This window comes from Akkermansia sp. BCRC 18949 (assembly GCF_045011645.1).
Classification (GTDB): Bacteria; Verrucomicrobiota; Verrucomicrobiia; order Verrucomicrobiales; family Akkermansiaceae; genus Akkermansia; species Akkermansia massiliensis.
This window is the reverse complement of record NZ_CP123619.1, coordinates 923,873-949,000: the sequence shown is the minus strand read 5'-3', so window position 1 is coordinate 949,000 and position 25,128 is coordinate 923,873. Positions and strand designations below refer to the sequence as shown.

23 protein-coding genes are annotated in these 25,128 nt (G+C 58.3%); 13 read left to right on the top strand and 10 right to left on the bottom strand.

Going from position 1 to position 25,128, the window contains the following annotated elements; genetic code table 11:
* Positions 1–64: 64 nt before the first annotated feature.
* Positions 65–397, top strand: a complete 333-nt coding sequence (locus P8A25_RS03910; RefSeq protein ID WP_022397508.1) for a multidrug efflux SMR transporter — start codon at positions 65–67, stop codon at positions 395–397.
* 352 nt (positions 398–749) lie between these two features.
* Complete coding sequence (locus P8A25_RS03905; protein ID WP_215442774.1) at positions 750–1,733, top strand: metallophosphoesterase; 984 nt, start codon at positions 750–752, stop codon at positions 1,731–1,733.
* A 23-nt stretch (positions 1,734–1,756) separates the two neighbouring features.
* Here the strand turns inward: P8A25_RS03905 and P8A25_RS03900 are convergent, their stop codons facing one another.
* The 9 genes from P8A25_RS03900 to P8A25_RS03860 form a co-directional block, all read right to left on the bottom strand.
* Positions 1,757–2,563: a hypothetical protein gene (locus tag P8A25_RS03900; protein ID WP_215442775.1), complete on the bottom strand. Its 807-nt coding sequence runs from the start codon at positions 2,561–2,563 to the stop codon at positions 1,757–1,759.
* Positions 2,532–3,494, bottom strand: a complete 963-nt coding sequence (locus P8A25_RS03895) for a serine protease (protein WP_215442776.1) — start codon at positions 3,492–3,494, stop codon at positions 2,532–2,534. The genes P8A25_RS03900 and P8A25_RS03895 overlap by 32 nt, the downstream gene beginning before the upstream one ends.
* 156 nt (positions 3,495–3,650) lie before the next feature.
* Positions 3,651–5,036 carry a DUF6056 family protein gene (locus P8A25_RS03890; RefSeq protein WP_215442777.1) on the bottom strand — a complete coding sequence of 462 codons (1,386 nt, stop codon included), beginning with the start codon at positions 5,034–5,036 and terminating at the stop codon, positions 3,651–3,653.
* On the bottom strand, positions 5,036–6,487 hold the full coding sequence (locus P8A25_RS03885) for a hypothetical protein (RefSeq protein WP_215442778.1): 1,452 nt from the start codon (positions 6,485–6,487) through the stop codon (positions 5,036–5,038). The genes P8A25_RS03890 and P8A25_RS03885 overlap by 1 nt, the downstream gene beginning before the upstream one ends.
* Before the next feature lie 25 nt (positions 6,488–6,512).
* The gene (gene ftsA / locus P8A25_RS03880; RefSeq protein WP_102713795.1) at positions 6,513–7,724 is read right to left on the bottom strand and encodes a cell division protein FtsA; all 1,212 of its coding nucleotides are present in this window, start codon (positions 7,722–7,724) and stop codon (positions 6,513–6,515) included.
* A 115-nt stretch (positions 7,725–7,839) separates the two neighbouring features.
* On the bottom strand, positions 7,840–8,355 hold the full coding sequence (locus P8A25_RS03875) for a peptidoglycan endopeptidase (protein WP_240454340.1): 516 nt from the start codon (positions 8,353–8,355) through the stop codon (positions 7,840–7,842).
* A gap of 127 nt (positions 8,356–8,482) precedes the next feature.
* A complete protein-coding gene (locus P8A25_RS03870; RefSeq protein WP_251828044.1) occupies positions 8,483–10,423 on the bottom strand; it encodes a phospho-sugar mutase in 1,941 nt (646 codons plus the stop codon).
* 126 nt (positions 10,424–10,549) lie between these two features.
* Positions 10,550–12,334: an ABC transporter ATP-binding protein gene (locus P8A25_RS03865; protein WP_022397519.1), complete on the bottom strand. Its 1,785-nt coding sequence runs from the start codon at positions 12,332–12,334 to the stop codon at positions 10,550–10,552.
* Positions 12,328–14,178, bottom strand: coding sequence for an ABC transporter ATP-binding protein (locus P8A25_RS03860; protein ID WP_215442780.1), 1,851 nt, complete (start codon positions 14,176–14,178; stop codon positions 12,328–12,330). The genes P8A25_RS03865 and P8A25_RS03860 overlap by 7 nt, the downstream gene beginning before the upstream one ends.
* Positions 14,179–14,356: 178 nt before the next feature.
* Here P8A25_RS03860 and P8A25_RS03855 point away from each other — a divergent pair, with 178 nt between their 5' ends.
* From P8A25_RS03855 to P8A25_RS03825, 7 genes are all read left to right on the top strand, one after another.
* Positions 14,357–15,769, top strand: a complete 1,413-nt coding sequence (locus P8A25_RS03855; RefSeq protein ID WP_215442781.1) for a hypothetical protein — start codon at positions 14,357–14,359, stop codon at positions 15,767–15,769.
* 75 nt (positions 15,770–15,844) lie between these two features.
* Positions 15,845–16,645, top strand: a complete 801-nt coding sequence (locus tag P8A25_RS03850) for an ABC transporter permease (RefSeq protein WP_215442782.1) — start codon at positions 15,845–15,847, stop codon at positions 16,643–16,645.
* Between the two features lie 15 nt (positions 16,646–16,660).
* On the top strand, positions 16,661–17,479 hold the full coding sequence (locus P8A25_RS03845; protein ID WP_102721045.1) for an ABC transporter ATP-binding protein: 819 nt from the start codon (positions 16,661–16,663) through the stop codon (positions 17,477–17,479).
* Positions 17,480–17,497: 18 nt separating this feature from the next.
* A complete protein-coding gene (locus tag P8A25_RS03840) occupies positions 17,498–18,481 on the top strand; it encodes an MlaD family protein (RefSeq protein WP_022397526.1) in 984 nt (327 codons plus the stop codon).
* A 144-nt stretch (positions 18,482–18,625) separates the two neighbouring features.
* Positions 18,626–18,952, top strand: a complete 327-nt coding sequence (locus P8A25_RS03835) for a YqjD family protein (protein WP_022397527.1) — start codon at positions 18,626–18,628, stop codon at positions 18,950–18,952.
* Positions 18,953–19,011: 59 nt separating this feature from the next.
* Positions 19,012–19,458, top strand: a complete 447-nt coding sequence (locus tag P8A25_RS03830; RefSeq protein WP_022397528.1) for a phage holin family protein — start codon at positions 19,012–19,014, stop codon at positions 19,456–19,458.
* The gene (locus P8A25_RS03825) at positions 19,419–19,799 is read left to right on the top strand and encodes a hypothetical protein (protein ID WP_146017947.1); all 381 of its coding nucleotides are present in this window, start codon (positions 19,419–19,421) and stop codon (positions 19,797–19,799) included. Before P8A25_RS03830 ends, P8A25_RS03825 begins: the two co-directional genes overlap by 40 nt.
* Here P8A25_RS03825 and P8A25_RS03820 read toward each other — a convergent pair.
* Positions 19,792–20,067 carry a hypothetical protein gene (locus P8A25_RS03820; RefSeq protein WP_146017948.1) on the bottom strand — a complete coding sequence of 92 codons (276 nt, stop codon included), beginning with the start codon at positions 20,065–20,067 and terminating at the stop codon, positions 19,792–19,794. The two genes, P8A25_RS03825 and P8A25_RS03820, sit on opposite strands and share 8 nt — an antisense overlap.
* A 690-nt stretch (positions 20,068–20,757) precedes the next feature.
* Between P8A25_RS03820 and P8A25_RS03815 the strand changes: the two genes are divergently transcribed.
* Genes P8A25_RS03815 through P8A25_RS03800 form a run of 4 tightly spaced genes read left to right on the top strand, consistent with a single transcriptional unit; the run spans position 20,758 to position 25,127 of the window.
* Positions 20,758–21,840, top strand: a complete 1,083-nt coding sequence (locus P8A25_RS03815) for a type IV pilus twitching motility protein PilT (RefSeq protein WP_022397530.1) — start codon at positions 20,758–20,760, stop codon at positions 21,838–21,840.
* Between the two features lie 25 nt (positions 21,841–21,865).
* Positions 21,866–22,960, top strand: coding sequence for a type IV pilus twitching motility protein PilT (locus P8A25_RS03810; protein ID WP_022397531.1), 1,095 nt, complete (start codon positions 21,866–21,868; stop codon positions 22,958–22,960).
* 27 nt (positions 22,961–22,987) lie between these two features.
* Positions 22,988–24,061 carry a peptidylprolyl isomerase gene (locus tag P8A25_RS03805; protein ID WP_215442783.1) on the top strand — a complete coding sequence of 358 codons (1,074 nt, stop codon included), beginning with the start codon at positions 22,988–22,990 and terminating at the stop codon, positions 24,059–24,061.
* A 13-nt stretch (positions 24,062–24,074) separates the two neighbouring features.
* Complete coding sequence (locus P8A25_RS03800; protein WP_215442784.1) at positions 24,075–25,127, top strand: acyltransferase; 1,053 nt, start codon at positions 24,075–24,077, stop codon at positions 25,125–25,127.
* Position 25,128 lies beyond the last annotated feature (1 nt).

Below are 25,128 nucleotides of genomic sequence, written 5' to 3'. Positions count from 1 at the left end.
CAAATCTTCACGATGCCCATAATCATTGGCGGTTCCCGGGCGATGCCTTAGCAGGAACGAATCCATGAAAGCATATCTTATCCTGTTGCTGGCGATTGTTCTGGAAACAATCGCCACCTCTTTCCTGAAGCAGAGCGAACAATTTACCAGGCTCCTGCCCACCATCATAACCGTAGCCGGATATGCAGGCTCCTTCTACTGCCTCAGCCTGGTGCTGAAAAACATCCCTGTGGGCATTGCGTATGCCATCTGGTCGGGAATGGGCATTGTGCTGATCTCCGCCATCGGGTGGGTGGCATTCAAGCAGCACCTGGACTTGGCGGCGATTTCAGGTCTGGCGCTCATCATTGCCGGAGTATTGGTAATCAATATCTTTTCCAACTCCGTTTCCCACTGATGGGAAAAAACGGAAAAGCATTCCCTGCAAGGGGATGACGGCCCTCCCCTCCGGGCAGCGGCAACCGGAATAGAAAAACGCCTCTTCACTGAAAAGAGGGTAAAACCTTCCGGAAGCCCGGCAAGCCGATCTTCACAATGGCTCATTCCTCCGCCAATAAAATCCGTCAAAGGACCTGTTTCTCCGGTGAAAAAGAGTATCCCTCTCATGATTCTAACTGCTGTGGAGCTTTTCTGGCCAGCCCCGAACTGCCACCTTTAAAAGGAAAAAGAGAAGCACCCGTCCGGCCTTCTTCCGGCGCATGCATAATTTTCTGGCCTGGAAAGCAGGCGGGCGGTAAAAACGAGGTGCCATGAAATATCTTGCGCTATTTCTCATCTTTCTGTTTCAAGCGGCGCACGCGGAGGAACCCGCTCCGTGGAGAATCGCCATCATCGGCGACACGCATGACTCCCCCAAACGCATGGAAGGAAGCGAAGGGGTAGCCGTCAACTTCATCAAAACCCTCTATGGGGAAATCCTGAAGCACCAGGTGGACATGGTCGTCCAGGTGGGGGACATGGCGGACATTGAAGGAAGCGCCCCCGTCAACGGACTCGCCAAGCGCAAGGAACTCAACAAGATGCTGGAGGAAAAAGGCATCCCCTTCTACGCCGTGCGCGGCAACCATGAATCGCTGCCCTTCCGCGCGGAACAATTCAGGGAACTCTTCCTGCCTACCCGGAAACAGGGCGCCAAAGGGCTGGCCACCAGAAAACTGAACTACGGCATCCGCCATAAAAACGCCTCCCTGTACTTCATGGACATTGACCTGACCCCGGACCAGCTCGTAGACTTCAGCGCGTGGGTTAAACGTAACAGGAGCAAGGCCAACACCGTTCCGCTCCATTGCCTAATTTTCACCCACCGCACCCTGCAAACTCCCATGCAATTCCGGGAATGCCTGTGGGGCCGCTACAACGACAGCGCGGCGGAACAGCAGAACATCTTTTACCGCAACCTCCGGGACGCCGGCGTTCGGTTCGTCGTCACCGGGCACCTGCATGCCCACGACCTGTACATGATTACATCCCCGGACGGGAAAAACACCCTCACCTCCCTCATCTGCGCCCCCGCGGGCAACAAGGTGCTGCCCATCCCCTTCCTTCTGCCCGCAAAATCCCGCGTAAAAACCCTGCAATACCGCTCCGGCATCACGGCCTACTACATCCTGAACATCTACCCGGACTCCATGACTCTGGACACCTATGCCGCCCCCAACAACGGCATCACGGACCAAGGCCCGCAAGGAAGCGAATTCAAAAAACTGCACTCTTACGCCATTCCGATGAATTAAAACATAGAGAGGGATAATTCCTCTCACAATGAAATAACACCCTCCGACGTGGAAGAAATGGAGCCCTTATGAAAACCTCTCCCAAAAAAATGATCCGAGCTAACAGTATAATGATCTTCTTTTCCTAAAAGAAGGCGTAATGCAAATTTATCAGCCTCAAGTGTGCTTCCCTTTAACTTTTTTTCGGCTTGGGCCAGTGAATAAAATCCAAGGAATTTATCTTTGACAGGTCTAAAACCAGGATAATGAAGTTCAAATGGACGTCTGGGAAACAAGGAATTCGGTTTCAATACCGCATAATGAATATAAAAGGCGTAATGCCTCCCCTCTTTTTTACGGAAAGCCAACGCGTTGAATCTTACCGGAAAGGGAAATTCACGGTAGGAAACGAACGGCAACCAAAAACAGTTCACATAAGCTCCTATCTTTTGTGTAAAAGGGTGATACGCATTTAAAACAATCTTCTTCCCACTGTAAATGGCTCCATAAAATTGTTCCAGTCCCGAAGAAAGCAATAAAGAGTGCTTGGCTTTTTCAAAATGATGGTTGACGTCTTCTCTAGAGAATAATCCTACTTTCCCGGCAGCAACGTCATAAAGAACATAGGAAAATTTAATGACAACATAATTTTTCTTGTTGGAGTCTGACAACCGGACGAGCTGAGCCTTTTCCAACAACTTTTTAGGATCGATTTCTTCCAGTTTAATCTCCCGGCTTTTGTCTAAATCATCAGCTCCTGCGTACAGGATATTCTTCCTGCGCGAAAGGGGAACCGCCAGCTTTTCCTTTTCCTGACTTTCAGAGAGACCAGGAGACTTTTCTTCCATCATGAGCCGCTTGCTTTTCAAGTTCTATGATTTCCTTAGCTTTAACGGCTTTCCCCAAATTAAGAGGAATCCCCACTCTAACACACATCTCGCTTCTTGCGTCGTGTCCCCCGGCTACAGGAACGGGGGGAGGATCAGGAAGAATATAAACATTCCCACGGTACTCACTAACATCTGGAATCCACTGCGAAAGAACACCCACAAGTTTGACTGTCCCCTGGGTATTGATACTCATTCTGGTGGCATCTACGCGCAAAGGAGGAACAATGATGAACACAGGTGATCCGCTGGACCCCGGAAAACATGCTGCATCAATAAGAAATGAGGGCACTCCGCAATAATCCACATGGATTGATGTTGCGGTAATTCCCCTTCGGACTATCGGAAGATTATTTTCCACGTCAATGAGGCCTCTGGGATATCCCAACATTAGTACATCCTCAATGCATCCTACGAATTCCTTCTCCGACTCTTGGAGAATAAAATCTTTACTGGTAGATGATATATAAAATTTCAACCCCAGAGGTTCATTGATTCTTACAGCGGCCAAATCAACAGAACGCCCCTTGTCCTTTTTCCAGTCAGGATGAAAGAAGATATTCTCCGCCGAGCAATCTACAACTACCTCCTCCTTATATCCAAAATCAGGAAACCCCATTTCATTTTTAGGCGTCAGGGTGATGTTCATTTTCTCAACACCTTCCAAGACGTGTGCGTTTGTAACCAGTAATAACCCTTTGGTTGCACTGGTATAAAAAAATCCTGTTGCCGTGAATTCCGCACCTTCACAAGACTTTGCAGAGATCAGGGCGGTGCAATGAAGCACGTTGGACAAAAAATCATTGGAAATTCCGATCATGGCATCAGATACTGTTGGTTGTGAACGGTGTAGAATGCCACCTTTTTTATCATAGGGTATTGATAAAAATTTCACATTGCCTTCTCCTTACAGCATAATGAAATATTTCTCCAAAATCAACAATAAATCACCTGTCAGACGTCAGTACATTCCATAGGCAGAAAAATATCTTCCCTTCATCGTATTTCTGCCACCAACGGCAAAAAAATACGTGGTATGAAAGTGAGGAACCTATAGAAGATGAATGCTGTGAACCCCGTAATACACAGCCGCGCCCCGGTTGACGTAGTCTTCCGGGTTTTGCGACAGGTCCACCCAGAAGATGAAGGAGCACCACGGGGAGGGTGGAACGAGGGGAGGAACCACAATTTCCCGAAAGCCGGCCTTTTTCTGTTCCAGAATCAGGCGGACGCGCTTTTCATGCTGCCGGAACAGAAGCAGGTGATCGTGAAGGGTGGAAAGAACGCATATTCCGGACAGCGCCAGAAAAACAGCCACAGTCATCCGCGGACGGGGCTCCGCGGCGGGAATGCCGTACCACACACGGAGAAGAGCCAAAACGCCAATGCCGAACAGCAGGGTGGCGGAGAACATGGCATGGTCCGCCGGAACGACGGCGGCGGCAAAGGAAAGAGCCATGGCATACGCCGTCAGAATGTATGCTGCCGCTGTTCCGATGAAAATTTTCCATGGCCGGAAGGCATTCCGGTTCCTGCGGAAGCTTCTCCACAGCATCCAGGCAGCCACCGCACCCAACAGCAGGGGAAGGACCAGGTATTCATGCATCCGGAGCAGGAGCGCGGGGACCGCTTCCCATCTGTCCCAAACGCCGGAGAGGGGTTCCGCGCAGCCGGGAGTGGCGGAGTGCATCCGCGCAGAGAGGCCGGGCGCAAGCAACATGCACAGAGAACCTGCTATCTGCGCCGCAACGCCCGCATAAAACCACAAGGGAAGTTTTTCCTTCCGGACCAGGCGGACGAAGACAAACAAGGCTCCCAGCAGAAGCCAGGTTCCCGGAATGTTGTTTTCATTAGTCATGCCTGCCAACAATCCCAGTACCACTACGCCAGCCCACTGCCCGAAACCCTTTTTAGCAGGCTTTCCTTTTTCCCCGTTTTCCCGATTTTCCAGCAATCCCCGGTACAGGCACAGGAAACCGAGCCAGAGGGCGGCTCCCCAGGAATAGTTGGTAGCGCCGGAGAGCCAGTAAATCGTGACGCCGGGCCGGGCCGTACAGGTGAAGAGCAGGAGAAGCGCCAATCCGAAGAGTCGCACGTCCGGCCAGGAACGGGGGTCCACCCTGCGCCCGGAGGCCAGATAGAACATCATCAGCGCGAGGCAGACCTGTACAAAGGGGTTGAGCAGAATGAAGAGCCATTTGCCCGCTGTCGCCACGGCAAAGGCCAGGTATTCCCCGATTCTGGGGTTCCAGCTCATGTAGGAGGTCACGCAGCGTTCCCAGACCAGGCTGAGGGAGAAACGGTGTTCCATGCCCGTCAAGGCGTGATGGTACGTGTCTGAGGTGAAGGGGCTCCACCAGCTAAGCAACGCCACATACAGCAGGGCGGCTGCAACCAGCGCCCAAAACCATACCCTGGACGTACGGGGAGACGGCATCAGCTCGGGTCCGGTTTCTTCTTCCGCAGCGCCGGGGGCAGGTCCAGGTCTTCCCCGTCCAGAATGAGGGGGCGTACATGGGCAAAGAGTCCGTGTCCCGCGCGCTCTTCCTCTCCTTCTTCCGGGGGAGTTCCTTCTTCCAGTTCCTTGATGTCGGGAACCGGGTCCAATTCCTGTTCCGCATCCGCTCCGAGTTCCTGCGCTGCAGGCGCGGGTTCCGGGAACGTTTCCTCCACGTCCGGCACGGAGGGAACAGGCCTTACAGGCACCAGTTCCTCTTCCAGTTCATGGTCATCCCTTCTGACGGAGGGAATGGAAACGGGAGGTTCCGGCTCCGGACGCCGTTCCGGTTCGGGAACCACGGCGGGAGCCACAGGCTGAATGATGGTTTTCCCATCCCCGATGAAGGATTCTTCCTCCGGCACAAGAACTGTCTGGAGCTCCGGTTCCCTACGGAAAACGGGAGCAGGAGAAATTTCCGGTTCATTCACGGGCACAACGCCCAGCACGGTCAGGGACAGGCGGTCTTCCGGCTGTTCCGCCACGGAAGCGCCGATATGGAGGCGCACGCCGCTCCCCAGGATTTCCGCCACTCCGCCAGCCAGCGCTTCCAGGCGTTTCAGGGTCAGGGAATTGCCGCCGCGCACCAGCACCAGAACGTCGTCCACTTCCCCCAGCCGTTTTTCCAGGAAAAGGGGAGAGTGCCGGACCTGGTCCAGCATGTCCGCCGTGGAAACGTCCGCGGACGCTTCCCCTACGCCGAAGGAGCAAATTCCCTTCCCCGTTCCGGCCACGCGGAGCAGGTCATCCAGCCCTACGCGGAGCAGGCTTCCGGAAGAGTTGAGAAGGGAGGGCACGATGAGCACGGCGCGGGCAATGAGGGCATTGACCACGGAAAAGGCTTCCAACACTCCCTTGTCGGGATCAATCAGGCTTTCCATGGCGTCATTGTCAAACCGCAGCACCATGTCGGAATACAGGGCCAGCCGGGACAGCGCCTCGTCCGCCTGGGCGGCGCGGCGGTCCCCTTCAAACCGGAAGGGGCGGATGACGACGCTGACGACGTAGGAGCCCTGCTCCTTGGCCAGCCGCGCCACCTCCGGCGCCACGCCGGAGCCTGTTCCGCCTCCCAGCCCGGCGGCGAGGACGGTCAGCGCACTGCCTTCCAGGGCCCGGAGGATGGAGGATTCACTTTCACAGGCGGCCTGTGCCCCCACGGAGGCATCCCCTCCGGAGCCGAGCCCCCGGGTAAGCCTGGCCCCCAGATGGACCTTGCACGGAACAGCGGAGGCGTTCAGCAAACGGGCATCCAGATTCATGGCGCACACGGAAGCCGCCTGCGGAGCCAGCAGCAGAACCTCCTCCATCACCTTGGCGCCTGCGGCTCCAATGCCGCACAGGCAGATTTTTCCGGATAGCCCGGACGGGTCCTGGGGAGAAAATTCCAGCATGGTTTTTAATTGGGGTAGAGATTGATCAGGAGTTCTTCCTGCCGAAGAGGCCCAGCACGCGCCCCAGCCAGCTCCGCTGCTGCGGCAGTTCGGCATCCAGAATCTGGGCATACCGTATCAGCCCGATGGCCGTACAGTAACGCGGGTCATCCAGATAGGAAGGCGCTCCGTTTTTGACCAGCGTGGGACGGCTGATCGCCACGCCGAACACGTGGGAGGCCAGTTCCCCCACGCCGCGCATCAGGCTGGCGCCCCCGCACAGGTAGACGCCGTGGCAGCGGTTGCCCTTGAAGGTGTCCTTGGGCAGGGAGGATTTGACCAGATTGAAGATTTCCAGCAGGCGGGAACGGATGATTTCATTCAGAACATTGCGTTCGATGGCGGCATCCTTCATGTTTCCTTCCCCGCGCACGCGCACCATTTCATTGGTCTTTCCGGAAAAGCTGTTGGCATCCCCCTCCGTTTTCTTGAGCAGTTCCGCCTGTGCCAGCGGAATGCCGGTCATCAGCGTGATGTCATTGGAAATGTGGTCGCCGCCCAGGGGCACGCATCCGGAGGCCACGAGCTGGCCGTCCAGGTAGAGAACGTAATCCGTAGTGCCCGCCCCCATGTCTATGAGGAGGGCTCCCGCCTGCTTGACCTGCCTGTTGAGCACGAACTGGGCCGTGGCAATCGGGGCGAAGACCACGTCCGCGATGTCCAGGGGAACTTCCCGCACACAGCGGAAGGAGTTGGTGATGCGGGATTTGATGCCGTGGATGATGTGGCAGTCGATGTCCAGGGTCCTGCCGGTCAGCCCGGCGGGATTGGTCAGGTTTTCCTGCCCGTCCACGGAGAAAAGGCCGGGCACGCGGTGCAGGACGAATTGTTCCGGCCCCAGGGCGATGTCACGGGCGATTTCCGTCACCTCGTCCATGTGCTCCTGGGAAATGATGCTTTCATCCGGAGGCAGGCGGAAGGTTCCGCGGTTGTTCTGCCCCACGATGTGGGCTCCGGTCACGGACAGATAGACGGTCATGATGTCCACGTCCGCATGGTCCTGGGCCATGTTCCAGGCATCGTAAATGCACTGGATGACCTTGGAGGTGTCTTCAATCTCGCCGCGGACCACGCCCTCGCTAGGAACCTCACCCACGCCGATGATCGTCACGGTTGCGTCGGGCTTCACTTCGCCCACAACCATGCAAGTCTTGCTTGTCCCTATCTCAAGCCCTACGTGAATTTTTGTCTTAGCCATGAAAGTCAAGGAACTATCAACGTCCTCGCACCTGATAGCACATTACTTTCCATTGTTCAAGAAAGCCTGCGCGAACATACGCAAAAAACGCGGTTTTCCGTCGCGCAGGCCCGGATCAGAGACCCGTGGGGTGGCGCACCAGGAAGTTCCGAGCATTGCGGCCGTCCACCCTCCAGCGGGGGCCTTCGCCGCGGCGGCCGCTTCCGGTGGTGTCAAACCGGAGGCCGCAGATGACCATGAATACGTGCCCGTTCTTGGCATAGACGGAAATCCAGTCCCCGGCGCCTTTCTGCCCGTAGTTCAGGAACAGCTTGGAATGGCGGGTGGAAGTGAGCAGGCCGGCTTCCTTCAGTACAAAGGAGGTGCTGCCGGAGCAGTCATAGTGGGAGTCATAGTGTTTCCTGTGGCCGCCGCCCAGGCGGTAGGGCTTGTTGACCAGGGAATTGGCGGCCGCAATGGCGCGCTTGACCTGCGGGGGGGCATTCCTGGGGGGAATGGCTTTCCCGTTGTGCAGCACGGCTGTCTTGCCGGGAACAAAGTGGTAGGCCGGGAGCCGTGCCGGGGCTTCCACTTGTTGGGAGGTGGAGGAGCAGGAGGAGAGAAGAAGACCGGCCAAAAGGGCACCGGCCACGGAGAGAGTTTTGTGGACCGCAAATGTCATAAGAATTATAAACTGCGGAATTCCGGCCTCCTTGGCAAGAAAATAAATTTCCCCCGTCCACATTACATGGTAGACGGGGGAAAGAAATCAACAACATTTAGCCGTTGGAACGGGCGAGGGCGTCCTTCTCCACGGCAGCCCACAGGGAGTCCAGGGAGGCCTGGACCGCCGGCAGGGCTTCCTTCACCGGAGCGCCCGGTTTCCCGTGGCCGAAGAGGTAGTACTTGATCTTGGGTTCCGTTCCGGAGGGGCGCACCGCAAAGCTGCGGCCGTCCGCCATATCCACAAAGATCATTTTTTCCGCCGGAATGGGGTCGCCCTCCGCATCCACCATGTCACCCTTGGAAAAGTCCCGGATGCCGCTGACGGCCACGCCGTCCAGTTCCGTAGGAGGATTGGCGGAATAGGAGGCGGAGAGGGCGGCGATTTTTGCCGCGCCGTCCGCGCCTTCCATGACCAGGGATTTGCCCATTTCCAGGTACACGCCGAATTGTTCAAAGAGTTCATGAAGCAGTTCCAGCAGGCTCTTGCCGACACTTTCCGCATAGGCGGCCAGCTCCGCAAAGATGATGGCGGCGGAGTTGGCGTCCTTGTCGCGCACGAAGTCCTGGGCCAGGTAGCCGTAGCTTTCCTCCCCGCCGAAGACAAAGTAGCGGCTGTATTCCAGGCGCAGGGCGCGCGTCTGTTCCTCGCTCATCTTCCGGTAGCCTTCCCGCTTTTCCGCAGGAATGGCTTCTTCATATTTGCCGAGCTTCTGGGCGATGTACTTGAAGCCCGTGAGCACGTTGACCACTTCATAGCCGAAGTGGTGGCCGATGGCGTCCTGAAGGCCCGTCGTCACAAAGGTTTTCACCATCACGGCGCGGGAACGGTTGGAGTCATTGATGATGCCCAGCCCGGACATGCTCATGCAGCGGTACCACGCCAGCAGGGAGCCGATCTGGTTGCCGGTCAGCAGGTGCATTTTCCCATCTTCCCCGCGAACGGCCACACCCATGCGGTCCGCGTCCGGGTCCGTGGCGATGACGATGTCCGCGCCGGAAGCGTCCGCCTGCTCAATGGCCAGGGCCAGGGCCGGAGGGTTTTCCGGGTTGGGGGAGGCCACCGTCGGGAAGCGGCCATCCTGCACGTCCTGCGCCGCCACGGTCTGCACGTTGCAGCCCAGTTCCTTCAGCAGGGGAACGATGATATGGCCGCCCGTGCCGTGGAGGTTGGAGTAAACGATTTTGGCGCCGCCCTTGCTGAAGAGCTCCGGACGGAGCAGCACGGTTTTCAGGCGGTCCATGTAGACACGGTCAAAGGAGGCGTCCAGCACGTGAAGGGTGCCGCGCCGGTCTTCCGGCAGCGGTTCATATTCCTCAGAGGTCAGGGAGTTCACTTCCTCAATCACGGCCTTGTCATGCGGAGGCACCAGTTGGGCTCCGTCGTTGAAATAGGCCTTGAAGCCGTTGTCGTGGGAGGGGTTGTGGCTGGCGGTCAGCACCACGCCGGAATCCGCATTGAGTTCACGGATGGCGAAGGAAACTTCAGGGGTGGCCCGGGGGCTGTCGAACAGGTAAATGTCACAGCCCAGGTCCGTGCCGATTTTCGCGCAGAATTCGGCGAAGTCACGGGAGAAGTGGCGCGTGTCATGGCCAATGACCAGCCGGGGCTTCCTGCCCGGGTCCGTGGCCTCCACATGCTTTTTCACGTAAATGATCAGGCCGCGCATCGCTCGCCCCACATTGAAGTAGTTCATGCAGGCGGTTCCCACGCAGGGATATTCCGGGCGGCCGTTCACGCCGCCGTTCCCCTGCTCCGCCCGGGTCACGATGCTGCCGATGGTGCGGCCGCGCAGCCCCCCCGTACCGAAGGCCAGGGTCTTGTAAAAACGGTCATTCAATTCCTGCCACTCCCCGGCGGCGGCCAGTTCCTCTACGGCCTCACGCGCTATGGGGGATTTGGTTCCGGCCAGCAAAAGGCGGATATTGGTCAGGGAAGACTCCAAAAGCTCCCCCTCTTTAACGGCATTCGTCAGGGATTCATCCAGTGTATTCATGCTGGCGGAATAGTACATCATGGCCCTTGTTTGACAATAGCTCTTTCCACCATGGCCTGAGAAAAACCGCCATGTGCGCCCCGGCACGGGCGCGGGAAAAGCCTTCCGTCCCCGTCCCCTTTTCACCTAGAGGGACTGGCGGTCATACAATTCCCGGTACAGCGGGCAGGAGGCATAAAGTTCCGCATGAGTGCCGTCCCCGATGATGCGGCCGCCCTCAAACACCAGAATGCGCGTCGCCACGCGGATGGAGCTGAAGCGGTGGGCTACGATGAGAGCCGTCCTTCCCTCCACCAGGCGGTCCAGCTCCTGCTGGATCTGGGCCTCGCTTTCCGCGTCCAGGGAGGCGGTGGCTTCATCCAGAATCAGGACGGGGGCGTCTTTCAGGAAGGCGCGGGCAATCGCCACGCGCTGGCGCTGGCCGCCGGACAGGCCGCTGCCGCCGTCGCCAAGCATGGTCTGGTAGCCGTCCGGCATCCCCATGATGAAGCCGTCCGCGGCGGCGGCGCGCGCCGCCGCCATCACTTCCTCATCCGTGGCGTCCTGCCGCCCCAGCCGGATGTTTTCCATGATGGTGCCGTGGAAGAGCACGGGATGCTGGGAAACGAAGGCAATGTTCTTGCGCACATCGTGCAGGGAGGCGTCTCTCACATCCACGCCGTCCATGCGCAGGGTGCCGGAACTGACGTCGTAAAATCTGGGCAGAAGGCTGGCAAACGTGGTTTTCCCGGCGCCGCTGGGGCCTACCAGGCCCACCACTTCCCCGGGGCTGATATGAACGTCAATGCCGTCCAGCACCTTGCGTGCGCCGTCGTAGGAGAAGGAAACGCCGTCATAGTCCAGACGCCCGGAGGCTCGCCCCAGGGGAACGGGATTGGCGGCTTCCGGCATGGTGTCCGGCTCCTTCAGCAGGTAGTTGATGCGTTCCAGGGAGGCATGCGCGCTTTTCAGGTTGGTCAGCGTCACGCCCAGGCGCTTGAGGGGGTCGTAACACATGAACAGGGCAGCGGCCAGGGCCGTGAAGTCAGCCTTGGTGATTCCCATTTCATGACCCCTCACCAGCAGAATGCCCAGGCCCAGCGCCGTCACCATTTCCAGCACCGGCACCAGGAAGTGCCTGTACTTCACCGTTCTCAGATTGATCTTGAAGAAGCGTTGGATCAGCCCCAGGAAAAGCCCCACCTGCTGTTCCTGCATGCCGTAGGAACGGATTTCACGCTGGGCCGCCAGGTTTTCCTGGGCGGCGGCCGTGATATTGCCCAGCTCGTCCTGAGCCTGCTTGGCCTTCTTCATCACGCGGCGGCCAAAGAAGCGGATGGGCCATATCGCCAGCACAACCAGCCCCAGATTCATCAGCACCACCGCCGTGTTCGGGTCAACAAAGACCTTGTACACCAGGAAGGCGAGTGCGGTCAGCAGGGTAAGGGGCTGTTTGATGATGTCATTGGCCGCTATTACCAGGCCTCCCTGCACGTTGGCCGCGTCATTAATGAGGCGGCTGATCAGGTCCCCCCGTTTCTGGCGGTCAATGAAGGAGAGGGGCAGCGTTTGCAGTTTGGAAAAGGCGTCCAGCCTGATTTCCTCCAGCACCTTCATGCTGACGATGCTGATCCAGTACACATTGAAGAACGTGCCTATGCCCCGGATGGCAAAAACCAGCGGCAGCAGGGAACATACGGCCACGAGCACAGCGGTGTGCATGTGCTCCGGGGCCACCAGATGGGCGATGATGTTCTGAAGCTCCGGGGGAATCTGCGTATTGTCAAACACCACCGGAAACACCTTGGCAATCATCAGCGGGAAGCCGAAACCGCTGGCGGCGGCGGCCAGCGCCCCGGCGGCCAGCGCGGCGATGAACAGCTTCATCACCGGCTTCAAATACCGCGCGTACTCAAAAAACTGTCTTAACATGAAGCGCCTCCTTCCTCTTCCGCAACCATCTGCTGCTTGTTGTAAAGTTCCCTGTACAGGGGGGAGGAGGCCATCAGCTCCTCATGCGTGCCATCCGCAATGACGCTCCCTTTTTCCAGAACCAGAATTCGGTCCGCCATCCGGATGGTGCTGAACCGGTGGGCAATGATGAAGGCCGTGCGTCCGGAAGCAAGCTTTTCAATCTCCTTCTGGATGAGTTCCTCGCTCTTCATGTCCAGGGAAGCCGTGGCTTCATCCAGCACCAGGATAGGCGCGTTTTTCAGAAAGGCCCTCGCCAGGGAAACGCGCTGCCGCTGGCCGCCGGAAAGCCCTTCCCCCATTTCTCCGATCATGCGGGAATAGCCTTCCCCCGTCTCATTGATGAAGCTGTCCACGGCGGACATGCGCCCGGCTTCCTCCACCTCCGCGTCGGAAGCGTCCGGACGGCCGATGCGGATATTGTCCGCCACGGATCCGCGGAACAGCACGGGATACTGGGAAACCAGCGCGATATGGGAAAGCAGGTCCTTCTTGGCCATCTCCCGCACGTCGATGCCGTCCACCTTCACGCTGCCGGAAAGTACGTCGTAAAAACGGCACAGCAGATTGATGAAGGTCGTTTTCCCGGCGCCGCTGGGGCCTACCAGGGCCACCACCTGGCCAGCCGGGATGCGGATGTCAATGTTCTTCATGACGGGAGCATCCTGCTGGTAGCCGAAGCACACATTGCTGAACTCCACTTCCCCCTTCCAGGATTCCGGACTCTTCGGGTTTTCCGGTTCCGGAACGTCGTCCGGAGCGTCCAGCACATGGTTGATGCGCTCCAGCCCGGCATTCAGGGTTTCCGCCTTGTTGTGGACCGCCCCCAACTTCTTGACCGGTTCATAGCAAAGGTACATGGCCGTAGCCAGCGCGGCGAAGTCCCCCATGTTCATGCCGTTCATGTTGCCGACAAAGAGAGTGGCCGCCATGGCGATGGCGCTGACGAATTCAATCAAAGGCGTCAGCAGGCTCTGCCACCTGACCGCACTGATGGAAGCCTGGATGTAACGGTGAATCCTGTTCCTGAACAGACTTGTCTGCTGCTCTTCCAGTTCAAAGGCCCGGATGTCCCGCTGGGAGGAAAAGTTTTCCTGAAGCGTGGAGGAAAGATCCCCCTGGCTGGACTGCACCACGCGGGCGCGGGCGAGCATTTTCTTGCCGATATAGCGGATGGGAATCACGCAAACGCCCACCAGAAGCATGTTCGCCAGCAAAATAAGGAACTGCTGGCTGACGGACGCCCTGTAAATCAGGAATCCCAGCGCGGCCAGGAGGGTCAGGGGCTGGATAATCAGGTCATTGGCAATCTGCACCAGGCCGCCCTGCAGGAACTGCGTGTCCTGCATCAGGCGGCTCAGCAGGTCTCCCTTCTGCTGGCGGTCATGAAAGGCCAGGGACAAATCCTGGTATTTTCTGTACACCTTGAGCCGCAGCGTTTCCAGCACGCCCAGCCCTATTTTGGAAAGCAGGTAGACATTGACGAAGGAGGAGAGGCCGCGCACCACCACTACCATCGGGAGCATGGCCGCCGTGGCCCACACCGTCACCCAGGGCAGGTTTTCCGGACTCACGTACCAGAGGAGCACGCGCTCCGCCCACGGGGGCAGCGGCTTCCCGTCAAAGATCACGGGGAACATTTCCTGTAAAATCACCGGTATGCCGAAGCCGCTGGAAACAGCGGCCACCATGCCGCCGATCACAGCCCACACCAGCGTGCCCTTATAGGGGAGAAGATATTCGCGCCATAATGCTACGGCACGCTGGATGGAGGATTCCTGCCCCTCTGTTGACTGTTTCCTCATAAGTAATTCCGGATTGATGCGCCCGGGAACGGACGGCGCGCAATCGGTGCAGATCATACCATGAAGACCGCGGATGACAAGCTCCTTGCGATAAAAACTCCTCAGGAAACGCCCGGAGGGAAAGCCGCCGGGCATCCCGGCTTGCCCGCCTCCCCGGAATGGTCTACCCTGCCGGCGCATGCTGAAGACAGGATTAATCCAGCCGGAGACCATCCCCGGCCATTTCCCCAGGAACCTCAGAACCATCGTGGAACTGTACCGTTCCTGCGTGGACGGCGGGGCGGAGCTCGTTCTTTGTCCGCCGCTGGCCCTCAGTGGCGCGCACACCGGGGAACTGGCCCTGCGCAGCGGTTTCCGGTCCCAGCACAAGGCGGCCCTGGCCTACCTGGCCCGGGAAATAGCGGACGTCCCCTTGCTGCTGGCAGCGGCGGACGCGGACGGCAGCCGCTTCCACATGCTCCGGAACGGCCTTTCCTTTCCACGGCAAGCCGTTATTTCCCCAGCCGCACACGGAACGGAGGCCGTTCCCGTTTTCGGCATCTGCCGGACGGCGGATGAAGCGGGTTTTTCCATCATTTCATGGCCGGAATCTTCCCCGGCCTCCTCTTCCGTACCCTGCCTCTTGCTCCGCACCCATTCCGGCGCGTGGCATGAAGGACTGCTGGAGCAGGATGAGGAGGAAGCCTGCCGGCTGGCGCGGGAAACAAGGCTGCCGGTCCTCACTGCCCGCCTGGCCGGGGGAGAAGGCCCGTTTCTGTTACCCGGCGCGTCTTCCGCATGGTCCGCCCACGGGATTCTCCTCAAACGGCTGCGTCTTTTTGAACGGGATTCCGCCGTCATTTCTCCGGAAAATTCCATGGAGGCGTCTTCTCCGCTTCCCGCTCCGGAAGAACAGCTCCGGCACGCCCTCCGGAAAGGCACGGCGGACTTCATCCTGAAAAGCGGGCATGGCGCCGCCTGCCTGAACCTGCTGGAAAGCTCCGCATCCCTCCTGCTGGCTCAACTGTTAAAAGAGGAACTGCCTTCCCTGCCCTTGACGGGCTTTATCCCCCGCCTCCCCGGCATTCCGGAACAAGACACTGCCCGGGCGCAAGCCTGTGCGGACAAGCTGGGCATTCAGGCCCGGATGCTGCCTCTCCCCGCAGATGCGGCGGCCGGAGGACCGGATGACCTGTTCACGGCCGCATGGCTCATGCGCCAATGGACCCAGGAGGAAGGTGCCCTGCTGCTGTCCGCCCTGACCGGAACGGACATCATGACCGCTCCCCGCCTCCTTCCGCCGGCCCTGGCCGCTGACTTCATGCCGCTGGGGGATTTATATGAAACGGAACTGGCGGACCTGTTCCCCGGCTTCCTTTCTCCCGCGCCGGATGCGGCCATGCGCGACAGCCTCCTCATCCGTCTGCACCGCGCGCATGAATCCGCCACGCCGCTGGCAGGCCTCTTCCCGGAATCGGAGCTTGAAATCCGCCGCTGGCAACGCCGGGCCCGCGCCTCCGAATGGATGCGCCGGAAACTGCCGCCGCGCCTCACGCTGCGCTCCATTCCCGGTGCACCGGAAACGCCTTATGTCCACCGGCTGACGGATTGACGCGGCGCGTTGCTTTTCTTCCCGTGGCGTACATTGCGCTTGCTCTTGAAGTGGAAGAAGTGATTAGTAGAAGCCATGCAATTCTATGTAGCCACCATGATCGGCCGCGCCGCTCTAAGGCTGGTTGACCGCCTGGGGTCAATCGGATTGCTGCTTTACCAAGTGACCTCATGCATGTGGTCCGGCAAATTCCGGATGCGCGTTCTTGTGGAGCAAATTGCAAAAATCGGGGTGCAGTCCCAGCCGGTGGTCATCATCACCGGCGCGTTCACCGGAGCCGTGCTGGAAGCCCAGACCCTGTTCCAGCTCCAGACGGTGAGGATGGAAACCATGGGGGGCGCCGTCGTCGCCGTGGGCATGTTCCGGGAACTGGGGCCCGTCATTACCGGGCTGATGCTTGCGGGCCGCGTCGGGTCCGCCATGGCAGCGGAAATCGGGACCATGAAAGTCACGGAACAGGTAGACGCCCTTAACTCCATGAACGTGGACCCGGTGGACTACCTGGTGAAGCCCCGCATCCAGGCCATGCTCATTTCCATGCCTATCCTGATGATGGAAGCCGTGCTGGTGGGCATCGCCTCCGCCTACATCGTCAGTATCACCTCCTTTAACGTGGACCAGGCTTACTGGATGCACTTCATGAGCAAATTCGTCACCATGGGGGACATCATCGTGGCCCTGGTCAAAGCCCTGGTCTTCGGCCTCATCATCTCCACCATCTCCTGCCGGGAAGGCCTGAACACCACGAACGGAGCCGTTGGCGTCGGCAAATCCACCATGCAGGCCATGGTGTATGCCTCCGTGGCCCTGCTCATCGCCAACTTCATTCTGACCATGATTCTCAATTCCATCTTCCCCATGGGATTCATGAGATAACCCTTCCGCGCCGCCATGCAGCCATTCATCCGCGTCCACCAGCTCAAGCAAAGCTTCGGCACCCAGGAAGTGCTGAAAGGCGTGAGCTTTGACGTGGGAAAGGGAGAGCTGATGGCTCTGATCGGCGGGTCAGGGGCTGGAAAAAGCGTCATCCTGAAACATCTGGACGGCCTGATGGACCCGCTGGACGGCTATGTGGAAATAGACGGCAGGCGCATCAGCGGAGCGCCGGAAAAAATCAAGAAGCAAATCCGCGGTAAAATAGGCTTCATGTTCCAGCAGGGGGCACTCTTCGACTCCCTCAGCGTAGGGGAAAACGTCGCCTTCCCGCTGCGCGAGGAAGGAATCCGGAATGAAGAGGAGCTGGACGCGCGCATCTCCGCCGCCCTGGACTCCGTGGACCTGCTGGGGCAGCAGGAAAAAATGCCGGCAAGCCTCTCCGGAGGCATGATCAAGCGCGTAGCCGTAGCCAGGGCCATCGTCACCACGCCGGAATGCCTGCTGTATGACGAGCCCACCGCAGGCCTGGACCCCATTGTCACGGACAGCATCAGCTTCCTCATCCGGCAAATCTGCAAGGACAAGGGAATCACGACCGTCATCGTCTCCCATGACATGCCCAGCGTGATCCGCATTGCGGACAAAATCGTCTATCTCAGGAACGGGGAAGTTTACTGGACGGGAACCCCGGAGGAGCTGCTGCATTCCAGGGATGAAAACCTGCAAAGGTTCCTGTACGGGGATTCCGGGGAAGACTGGGCCTCCCTGACCGGCAGGCATGAAAACTTTCAACGGGTTCTGCTGGAACGGGCGGAACGTGAACGGAAACAATAACCATCTTACCACAGAGCCATGAAGCAGAAACTTAAGCCGGAAACCTGGGTGGGCATCTTCCTGATTGCCGGAATCCTGATGATCATCGGCGTCATCCTGGGGTTCGGCAACATCAAGACCTCCAAGGAGCAAACCTACCCCATCAACATCATTTTCAAGGACGCGGCGGGCCTCATCAAGGACTCCCAGCTCCGCCTGGGCGGCGTTACGGTGGGAAAGGTCACCAAGGCGCCCGAACTCCTGCCCTCCGGCAATGAAGTCATGCTGGAAGCCAGCATCCTGAGCGACGTGAAAATCCAGGAAGGCTCCGTCTTCCGCGTGGACATGCAGAACATCCTGGGAGACAAGTACATCGACATCGTTCCCCCGGCACGCCCCACGCACGAATACATCCCGCCCCATGCCACCATCATCGGGCAGCCTGAAAGCGATTTCAGCAAGATCAAGAACAACGCCGTGGGCGCCACGGAGGAAATACTGAAAATCCTCAAGCAGATTGAAAAAAATTCGGACAACATTGACGAGGCCATCCTCAACATCGGGGAAGCGGCCAAAGGGCTTGCCCAGACCACCAAGCTGATCAATGAAGGCATCCTGAGCCGGGAAAACCTCCGGCACCTCAACAGCGTGCTGGCTCAAATGAACAAAGCGGGCGAACAGCTCCCCGCGACGATGGCGGCCATGAAAGACACCGTCAGTGACGCCCGCAGAATCATCGCCGGAGCGGAAGAAAAGCTCAACAGCCTGGACCCCGCCATCAAGGAAATCCCCCCCACGCTGACCGCCCTGCGCAAGGCTTCCGAGCAAATCGCCTCCGTCACGGCGGACGCCCGGAAAAACCAGGGCTTCCTGGGGCTGCTCATGTACGATGCGCGCTTCCGCGCCAATGCCCAGGAATTCATCCGTAACCTGAGGGACTACGGAATTCTGCGGTACCGGAACCCGAACGAGCCCCAGGCCAAACCAGACCCCCGCGGCGGTTTTTCAGGAAGCCGCCGCTGAGGAACGCGCACAATTCCGGGTGAAGCCGCTTTACACACTTGCCAATAGAGGGAAGCGTGCTAAATAATTCCCAATGTGAGAGGCGAAAACATGTAAGCCGACATGTTTTTCAACAGGAACCAACCCTTAACACTCTAATCAACCATGCAAGACAACCAAACCGAACTTGAACCGACCGCAGCAGCAAACGACACCGCCTGCTCCTGCCCTTCCGCCCGCGAGCTTGCCGTAACCAGATTTCAACAGGCCAGGGCCTTCGCCGCGGCCAAAGTAAACCAAATCCGCAAGGCGGCTACGGAACAGGCCAGCACCATCCGTGACTACGCCCAGGAAAAAGGAGAAGTCATCCGTGACAAGGCCAAGAAGTTCCATGAAGCGGGCGAAGAATACGTGAAGGAAAAACCCACCCAGTCCGTGCTGATCGCCATGGGCGTGGGCCTTCTGATCGGCATGCTCATCCGCCGCCGTTAACCCTCATTCCGCGCCATGCGCATCAAGCGCATGGCGCCCTCACCCCTTCAAACCGAGCCATGGGACTGATTGACAAACTCAAACGCACCTTCGTCGCCCCCATTGTGGAGGAAAAGGAAGAAGGAGCGGCCATGGTCCGGTCCCTCCGGGAAACCGGAGCGGCGGCGCTTGACCATGTGGAAGCCCTGGCCGCGCTGCTCAAGCTGGAACTGGAGGAAGCGTCCAAAAGGCTGGGCAGGAAAATGGCCCTGCTCCTGCTGGCCGCCTTTATGGCCATCTTCGGCTATCTGTTCCTGTGGTGCTTCCTGACCATGGTCATGGCCCACTTCTGGGGAATCATTGCCGGACTTGCCGTAACCACCGGCATTCATCTGGTGGCGGCTGCCGTGGCGCTCATCCTTTTCAGCCGAACCCATGTAACGCCCATCGCCCCGGCGACGGCGGAAGAACTTAAAACGGATTTATCATGTCTGCAAATGGCTCTCAAGAAAAGCTCGCACTCCTGATGCGGGTGGCTTCCTCCCGGCTGGATATCGTCAATGAGACGGATACCCTGGTCCAGAAGACGCAGCAGCAGGCCGACCACTTCCGGAAGCTGAAAAAAAAGGCCATGTCCCTGCCTGTGATCGGCTCCATTGTCGGCACGGTGGGAGGCATTCTGCTCATCCGCATGTTTACGGGGAAAAAAAGCCATCCGGCGCCCCCGCGTCCGCATGTTTCCGGAAGCTGGATCAATTCCCCTATCTTCCGTTTCATCATTGAAATCCTGGTAACCCTCGCCTTCCCGTCCCTGAAAAAAATGGGCTTCGACCTGGCAGGCAAGAAATTCTTCAACCTGTTCAAGTAACAGGATTTTCCGGTCGATGCGGCGCAGCCTTTTCAAGCCGCTGCTTTAAAAAAGAACTCAGGAATTCCGCTGTTGCGGGAGAAATGTCTTCATATCCTTGCGGCGTCAGATGCGCGCCGTTCCGGGAATATCGTCCCCCCCTGCAGGACAACTCTTCATGCAGACGGCCGCGATACCTCATAAAATAACGACCTGCCGCCAAAGAAAACAACGCCCCTTTGTTCATACGTACCTCGCCAGGCTGGACAGGCATTTCGGCATGGTCCATGCGGCGATATTGGAATGAAACAGGAGACCAGGGCATGCCTGACCCCAAAAAGGCATCGGCAGCTCAATTCCCCTTTCCAGCGCTTTCCGCCATGAACAATTCCTGCCAAAAATAACAGGGCGCAATCAGGAAAAAAGCTACCTGGCCATGAAAGGGAGGCCCCAATATAGGAAGACGACCATCATGGCGGAAACATGGCCTTCCCAGTCATCGCGGCGGCGGGGAATTTGGAAATGTTCCGTCCGTGTCCCCGTTCGGAGGAACAGGAAAAATTGATGAAGAAAGTCATTTAAAACAATATCCCGACCTTTCCCCCGGAGGCAAAAATGCAACCGCGCCATAGACTTGTCCTCAATGCCGCCATTTCACATTTAACCATGAAAACAGCAGCGGGATTGCTGTCGGCTCTTTCCGCCATGCCAAACGTATGCCTCTGCCGGGAAAGTCCGTGAAAAACCGCGATTCCTCAGGGTCCGGTTCCCGAAACGGCAGAAAAACATAAATGCTCTTTCCCGCTCCCGGAAATAAACTTTTGCGAGCCTTCCTCAAGGCTTCTCTCCAAAAATCCTCCCCCGCCACGGGACGGCACAGGGCCGCCTGCACAGAAATCATTTCCCAAACATTTTTTGCTGGTCAAAAAAGCCCCGTTTTCGTTAGTATGTAGCTTTATCAGTTTGCTGCATTCACAACATGAGCGAATACATTTTGCCCCACGTCGACGGATATCTTAAGCTTGGACAGGACTTTGACTGTTCCGATATCCACCTTGCCGTCAACAGCCGCCCCACCTGGCGCCGGTTCGGCCAGCTTCTCCCCATCTGGGAGGAAGCGCCCAATCTCACGCCCCAGGACACGGAAGTTCTGGCGAGGGGCTTTCTGGAAGACCCGGAATGGAACCGCCTTCAATTAAAGGGGGACGTGGACTTTGCCTATGCCAACGACTTCGGACGCTACCGCGCTTCCGTGGTCAAGCAGCGCCTGGGCTATGACATCTGCTTCCGCATCATCAACACGCGGGTGCGCACCATGGAGGAAATCGGCCTGCCGACGGAATACGTGGTGCCCCTCACCCGCTACACCAACGGCCTCATTCTGGTGACGGGCTCCGTGGGTTCCGGTAAATCCACCACCCTGGCCTCCATCGTGGACTTCATCAACCAGGACCGCCACGACCACATCATCACGCTTGAAGACCCCATCGAATACCTGATTCCCTCCAAAAACTGCCACGTCAACCAGCGTGAAGTGCACAAGCACACGGAATCCTTCGCGCGCGCCCTCCGCGGGGCCCTCCGTGAAGACCCGGACGTCATCATGGTAGGTGAAATGCGCGACCTGGAAACCATCTCCCTGGCGCTCACGGCGGCTGAAACCGGCCACCTGGTGCTCGGCACCCTGCACACGGGGTCCGCAGCCCGCACGGTGGACCGCGTGCTGGACGTCTTCCCGGTGGAGCAGCGCGACCAGATCCGCATCATGGTCAGTGAATCCCTGCGCGGCATCATCTCCCAGCAGCTCGTTCCCAGGGCGGACGGCAACGGCCGCGCCCTGGCCATTGAAATGCTGGTCAATACACCCGCCATCGCCAACTGCATCCGCGAAGGAAAGACATTCATGATTCCCGGCTGCATCCAGACCGGGAAGGCCCAGGGCATGATCCTGATGGACGACTCCCTCCGGGCGCTGCACCAGGCGGGTCTCATCACCACGGAAGACTGCATCTTCCGCGCGGAAGACAAAACCATCATGAAATCCTTCCTGGGAATCAAGTAACCTTTAACTTTGACACACTCCTGTTATGGCTGTTATCGACCAATACTTCAAATACCTCGTAGAAGCGGGCGGCTCCGACCTTCACCTCAGCGAAGGCCAGCCTCCGAAAATCCGCGTCAACGGGACCATCTCCGCCATCTCCGACGAAAACCTGGAAGGCCAGTCGTTCAAAAACCTTCTCGCGGAAATATGCGACTCCCAGGCCTTCCAGAAATACCTGGAAGAAGGGGATCTGGACTTCGCCTATGAAATGGATGAAACCTCCCGTTTCCGCTGCAACTACTTCAGGCAGCAGCACGGCCTGGGAGCCGTCTTCCGTCTCATTCCCACAAAAATCGCCACGCTGGAAGAACTGGGCGTGCCCACGGTCGTCAAGGAATTCGCCCACATGAGATCAGGGCTGGTGCTGGTCACGGGGCCCACGGGCTCCGGTAAATCCACCACCCTGGCCGCCATCATTGACTACATCAACAGCAACCAGGCGAGGCACATCATCACAGTGGAGGAACCTATCGAATTCGTTCACCCCAATAAAAAATCCATCGTCACCCAGAGGGAAGTGCCCCTCCAGACACCCTCCTTCGCAGACGGCCTGCGGGCTTCCCTCCGTGAAGACTCCGACATCGTGCTGGTGGGTGAAATGCGCGACCTGGAAACCATCTCCCTGGCGCTCACGGCGGCTGAAACCGGCCTTCTGGTATTCGGCACCCTGCACACGAACAACGCCAGCAAAACCATTGACCGTATCATTGACGTATTCCCGTCCGACCAGCAGTCCCAGGTGCGCACCATGCTTGCGGGCTCCCTCCGCGGCGTCGTGGCGCAGCTCCTGATGAAGCGCAGCGACAAGCCGGGACGCGTAGCCGTCAATGAAATCCTCTTTGCCACGCCCGCCGTGGCGGCCATCATCCGTGAAGGCGCCACGCAGAAAATCCCTGACGTCATCGTCGGCGGAAAGGCCATGGGCATGCAATTCATGGATGACGCCATCTGGCAAAAACTCCAGCAGGGCGTCGTCTCTCCGGAGGAAGCCTACATGAAGTGCATTGAAAAGAAGAGGTTCCGCAACTTCCTTCCCCCGGAATCCGTCCGTCTGGCAGACTCCGGCGGTGGAAACTAGGCCCTTTGCTCCTTCCCTGTCCCTCCCATGTTCCCCACTGGAAAATTCACGTTCAAGCTCGTGATCTATGGAGCATTCCTGCTCTATCTGGTGGGGGATTTGTTTCTCTGGCACGGCTTCCTGGCCGGCAGGATGGACGCCTACCTGAAACCGATGCCGGGACCGCCCGGAGACAACTCCGCCCGGATTGCGGAAGTTTACGGCGAACCCGTCACCGCCAACCAGCTCTCCCGGAGGGTTGCGGAACTCCGGCTCCTGCGCCAGCCTCCCGTGCTGGACATGGACGGAGGCATCAGGCTCACCCATGAACTGGACGTAGCCGGAGACCTGGCTCCGCGGGCCAGGTACGATCTGATCGGCTCCTCCCTCCTGCGCCTGAAAACCAGCGTCAACGACCTTCAGCTTCCCAACCGCAATGCGGAAGCCGCGCGCGCCGCGGAACAAATCCGTTCCCGCTTTGACGGGAACACGGAACAATACCTGAAAACCCTGCATGACCAGAAATTCACGCAGCAGCAATTCCAGGAAAAAATAGCGGCGCGGCTCAAGCAGACGGAACAGCTCTACCGGGCGACCGCCCAGGCGGCAGAGCCGTCCGACGAAGACCTGAAAACCTATTATGATTTGATCCGGGACCAGCTTAAAACCCCTGACCTCCGGAAAACCAGGCACATCTTCCTGGCTACCCTGCACAAGGATGAAAGCCAGGTCAAACAGGCGGCGGAAACGCTGCTGGCGCGCCTGCAAGGCGGGGAAACCTTCTCCCGGCTTGCCAGGGAATTCAGTGAGGACGAGCGTTCCGCGCCCGCAGGCGGGGAACTTGGCTGGGTCAGCCCAGCCCGCGCACGGGAAACCCTGGGCCTGGAGCTGGCAAACGTTCCCGACAACAAGCCGGTGCTTCTTAAAAGCCGGTGGGGATGGCACCTTGTAGAAGCCTCCCCCCTCAAAAAAGGAAGTATCCCTTCCTACGAAGAAGCGCTTCCGGCCCTGAGGAATGCAGCCCAAAGCCTCAGAAAAGCGCAGGCCGTGGGGCTGTACATGGAGGGCCTTTTTGAAGAAGCCCACCTCAGGAGCCGCATTAAAAACAAACCGGACCGCTGATGCTCCAGTTCCAATGAGCGCCCCTTCCTCCTTCATTACAGGCATCTCATTAATCCGCATCATCCTCTGCCTGATGATCTGCGCCTTCCACTGGGCGCGCTGGTCGCCCGTTGCGGGCTCCGTGGGCGTGGACTGGTTCATCGTCCTCTCCGGATTCCTGATGACGTTCACCCTGAAAGAAAATTCGTTCAGTCCGCCCTCCTTCTACATCTCCAAATTTGCGCGGCTGTGGCCGCTCCTGTTCACGGCCATCCTCCTGTCCAGCCTGGTCTCCTACAAGGAGCAATTCCAGCTGGACAACCTGCTCGGCGTCCTGCTGGTTTCCTTCGGCGGCAATCAATTCATGAACCTGCACACGGGAGACAATTATGCCTTATGGTACATGAAGCTGGAAATCCTCTTCGTCCTTATCTTCCCTCTCGTGGCCTATGGAAGGAAACGCCTTCCCCTGCTGCTGGCGCTGGGCCTTGTAACCGCTGTCGCCTGCACGTTCCTGGAACCCGTCGCACGCCTTTACTTCTTCCCGCCCTACCGTTTATGGCAATTTCTCGCCGGCTGCTGCGCGGCACGGCTCTATAAAAAACACGAACGCTTCTTCCGGTGGAGCCCGGCTGTGTTCTCCTTCGGGGTGCTCTACCTTCTCTACCAGACCTTCATCGGCGCCTTGTGGGGCTCCGGCGGGAAAGTTGCCTCCCTGGCCTTCCTCCTTCCCGACACGCTGATTGCCGTGCTGACCGTCGCCAGCGCGTGCTCACTGGCAAAATCCCCTCAGCCGCCGGCTGTTAAAATTCCAGCGGTGCTCATCCATTTGACCAACCGGGCCAGCCTCCTGACCTATGCCGTCTTCCTGCTGCATGTTCCCCTCCTGCAATTCATGCAGTACATCTGGCCGCAGGACCGGTACGGAACCCGTCCCATCCTCTTCTGGATATGCGCCGCGCTCCTGTTGATTGCCGTGGGAGCCGCCATGCATTACGGCATTGAACAACCATGCGGAAAATGGCTTTCCTCCCGCTTGAAACGTGCCTTTGCCAGAGTCCGGAACATCAAATTCACCGCTCTTTGAA

What these genes read in the sequence shown, in the direction of transcription:
- P8A25_RS03910 (WP_022397508.1), top strand. Translation starts at nt 65, where the DNA reads ATGAAAGCATATCTTATCCTGTTGCTGGCGATTGTTCTGGAAACAATC.
- P8A25_RS03905 (WP_215442774.1), top strand. Translation starts at nt 750, where the DNA reads ATGAAATATCTTGCGCTATTTCTCATCTTTCTGTTTCAAGCGGCGCAC.
- P8A25_RS03900 (WP_215442775.1), bottom strand. Translation starts at nt 2,563, where the DNA reads ATGATGGAAGAAAAGTCTCCTGGTCTCTCTGAAAGTCAGGAAAAGGAA.
- P8A25_RS03890 (WP_215442777.1), bottom strand. Translation starts at nt 5,036, where the DNA reads ATGCCGTCTCCCCGTACGTCCAGGGTATGGTTTTGGGCGCTGGTTGCA.
- P8A25_RS03885 (WP_215442778.1), bottom strand. Translation starts at nt 6,487, where the DNA reads ATGCTGGAATTTTCTCCCCAGGACCCGTCCGGGCTATCCGGAAAAATC.
- ftsA (WP_102713795.1), bottom strand. Translation starts at nt 7,724, where the DNA reads ATGGCTAAGACAAAAATTCACGTAGGGCTTGAGATAGGGACAAGCAAG.
- P8A25_RS03870 (WP_251828044.1), bottom strand. Translation starts at nt 10,423, where the DNA reads ATGAATACACTGGATGAATCCCTGACGAATGCCGTTAAAGAGGGGGAG.
- P8A25_RS03865 (WP_022397519.1), bottom strand. Translation starts at nt 12,334, where the DNA reads ATGTTAAGACAGTTTTTTGAGTACGCGCGGTATTTGAAGCCGGTGATG.
- P8A25_RS03860 (WP_215442780.1), bottom strand. Translation starts at nt 14,178, where the DNA reads ATGAGGAAACAGTCAACAGAGGGGCAGGAATCCTCCATCCAGCGTGCC.
- P8A25_RS03855 (WP_215442781.1), top strand. Translation starts at nt 14,357, where the DNA reads ATGCTGAAGACAGGATTAATCCAGCCGGAGACCATCCCCGGCCATTTC.
- P8A25_RS03850 (WP_215442782.1), top strand. Translation starts at nt 15,845, where the DNA reads ATGCAATTCTATGTAGCCACCATGATCGGCCGCGCCGCTCTAAGGCTG.
- P8A25_RS03845 (WP_102721045.1), top strand. Translation starts at nt 16,661, where the DNA reads ATGCAGCCATTCATCCGCGTCCACCAGCTCAAGCAAAGCTTCGGCACC.
- P8A25_RS03840 (WP_022397526.1), top strand. Translation starts at nt 17,498, where the DNA reads ATGAAGCAGAAACTTAAGCCGGAAACCTGGGTGGGCATCTTCCTGATT.
- P8A25_RS03835 (WP_022397527.1), top strand. Translation starts at nt 18,626, where the DNA reads ATGCAAGACAACCAAACCGAACTTGAACCGACCGCAGCAGCAAACGAC.
- P8A25_RS03830 (WP_022397528.1), top strand. Translation starts at nt 19,012, where the DNA reads ATGGGACTGATTGACAAACTCAAACGCACCTTCGTCGCCCCCATTGTG.
- P8A25_RS03825 (WP_146017947.1), top strand. Translation starts at nt 19,419, where the DNA reads ATGTCTGCAAATGGCTCTCAAGAAAAGCTCGCACTCCTGATGCGGGTG.
- P8A25_RS03820 (WP_146017948.1), bottom strand. Translation starts at nt 20,067, where the DNA reads ATGGACCATGCCGAAATGCCTGTCCAGCCTGGCGAGGTACGTATGAAC.
- P8A25_RS03815 (WP_022397530.1), top strand. Translation starts at nt 20,758, where the DNA reads ATGAGCGAATACATTTTGCCCCACGTCGACGGATATCTTAAGCTTGGA.
- P8A25_RS03810 (WP_022397531.1), top strand. Translation starts at nt 21,866, where the DNA reads ATGGCTGTTATCGACCAATACTTCAAATACCTCGTAGAAGCGGGCGGC.
- P8A25_RS03805 (WP_215442783.1), top strand. Translation starts at nt 22,988, where the DNA reads ATGTTCCCCACTGGAAAATTCACGTTCAAGCTCGTGATCTATGGAGCA.
- P8A25_RS03800 (WP_215442784.1), top strand. Translation starts at nt 24,075, where the DNA reads ATGAGCGCCCCTTCCTCCTTCATTACAGGCATCTCATTAATCCGCATC.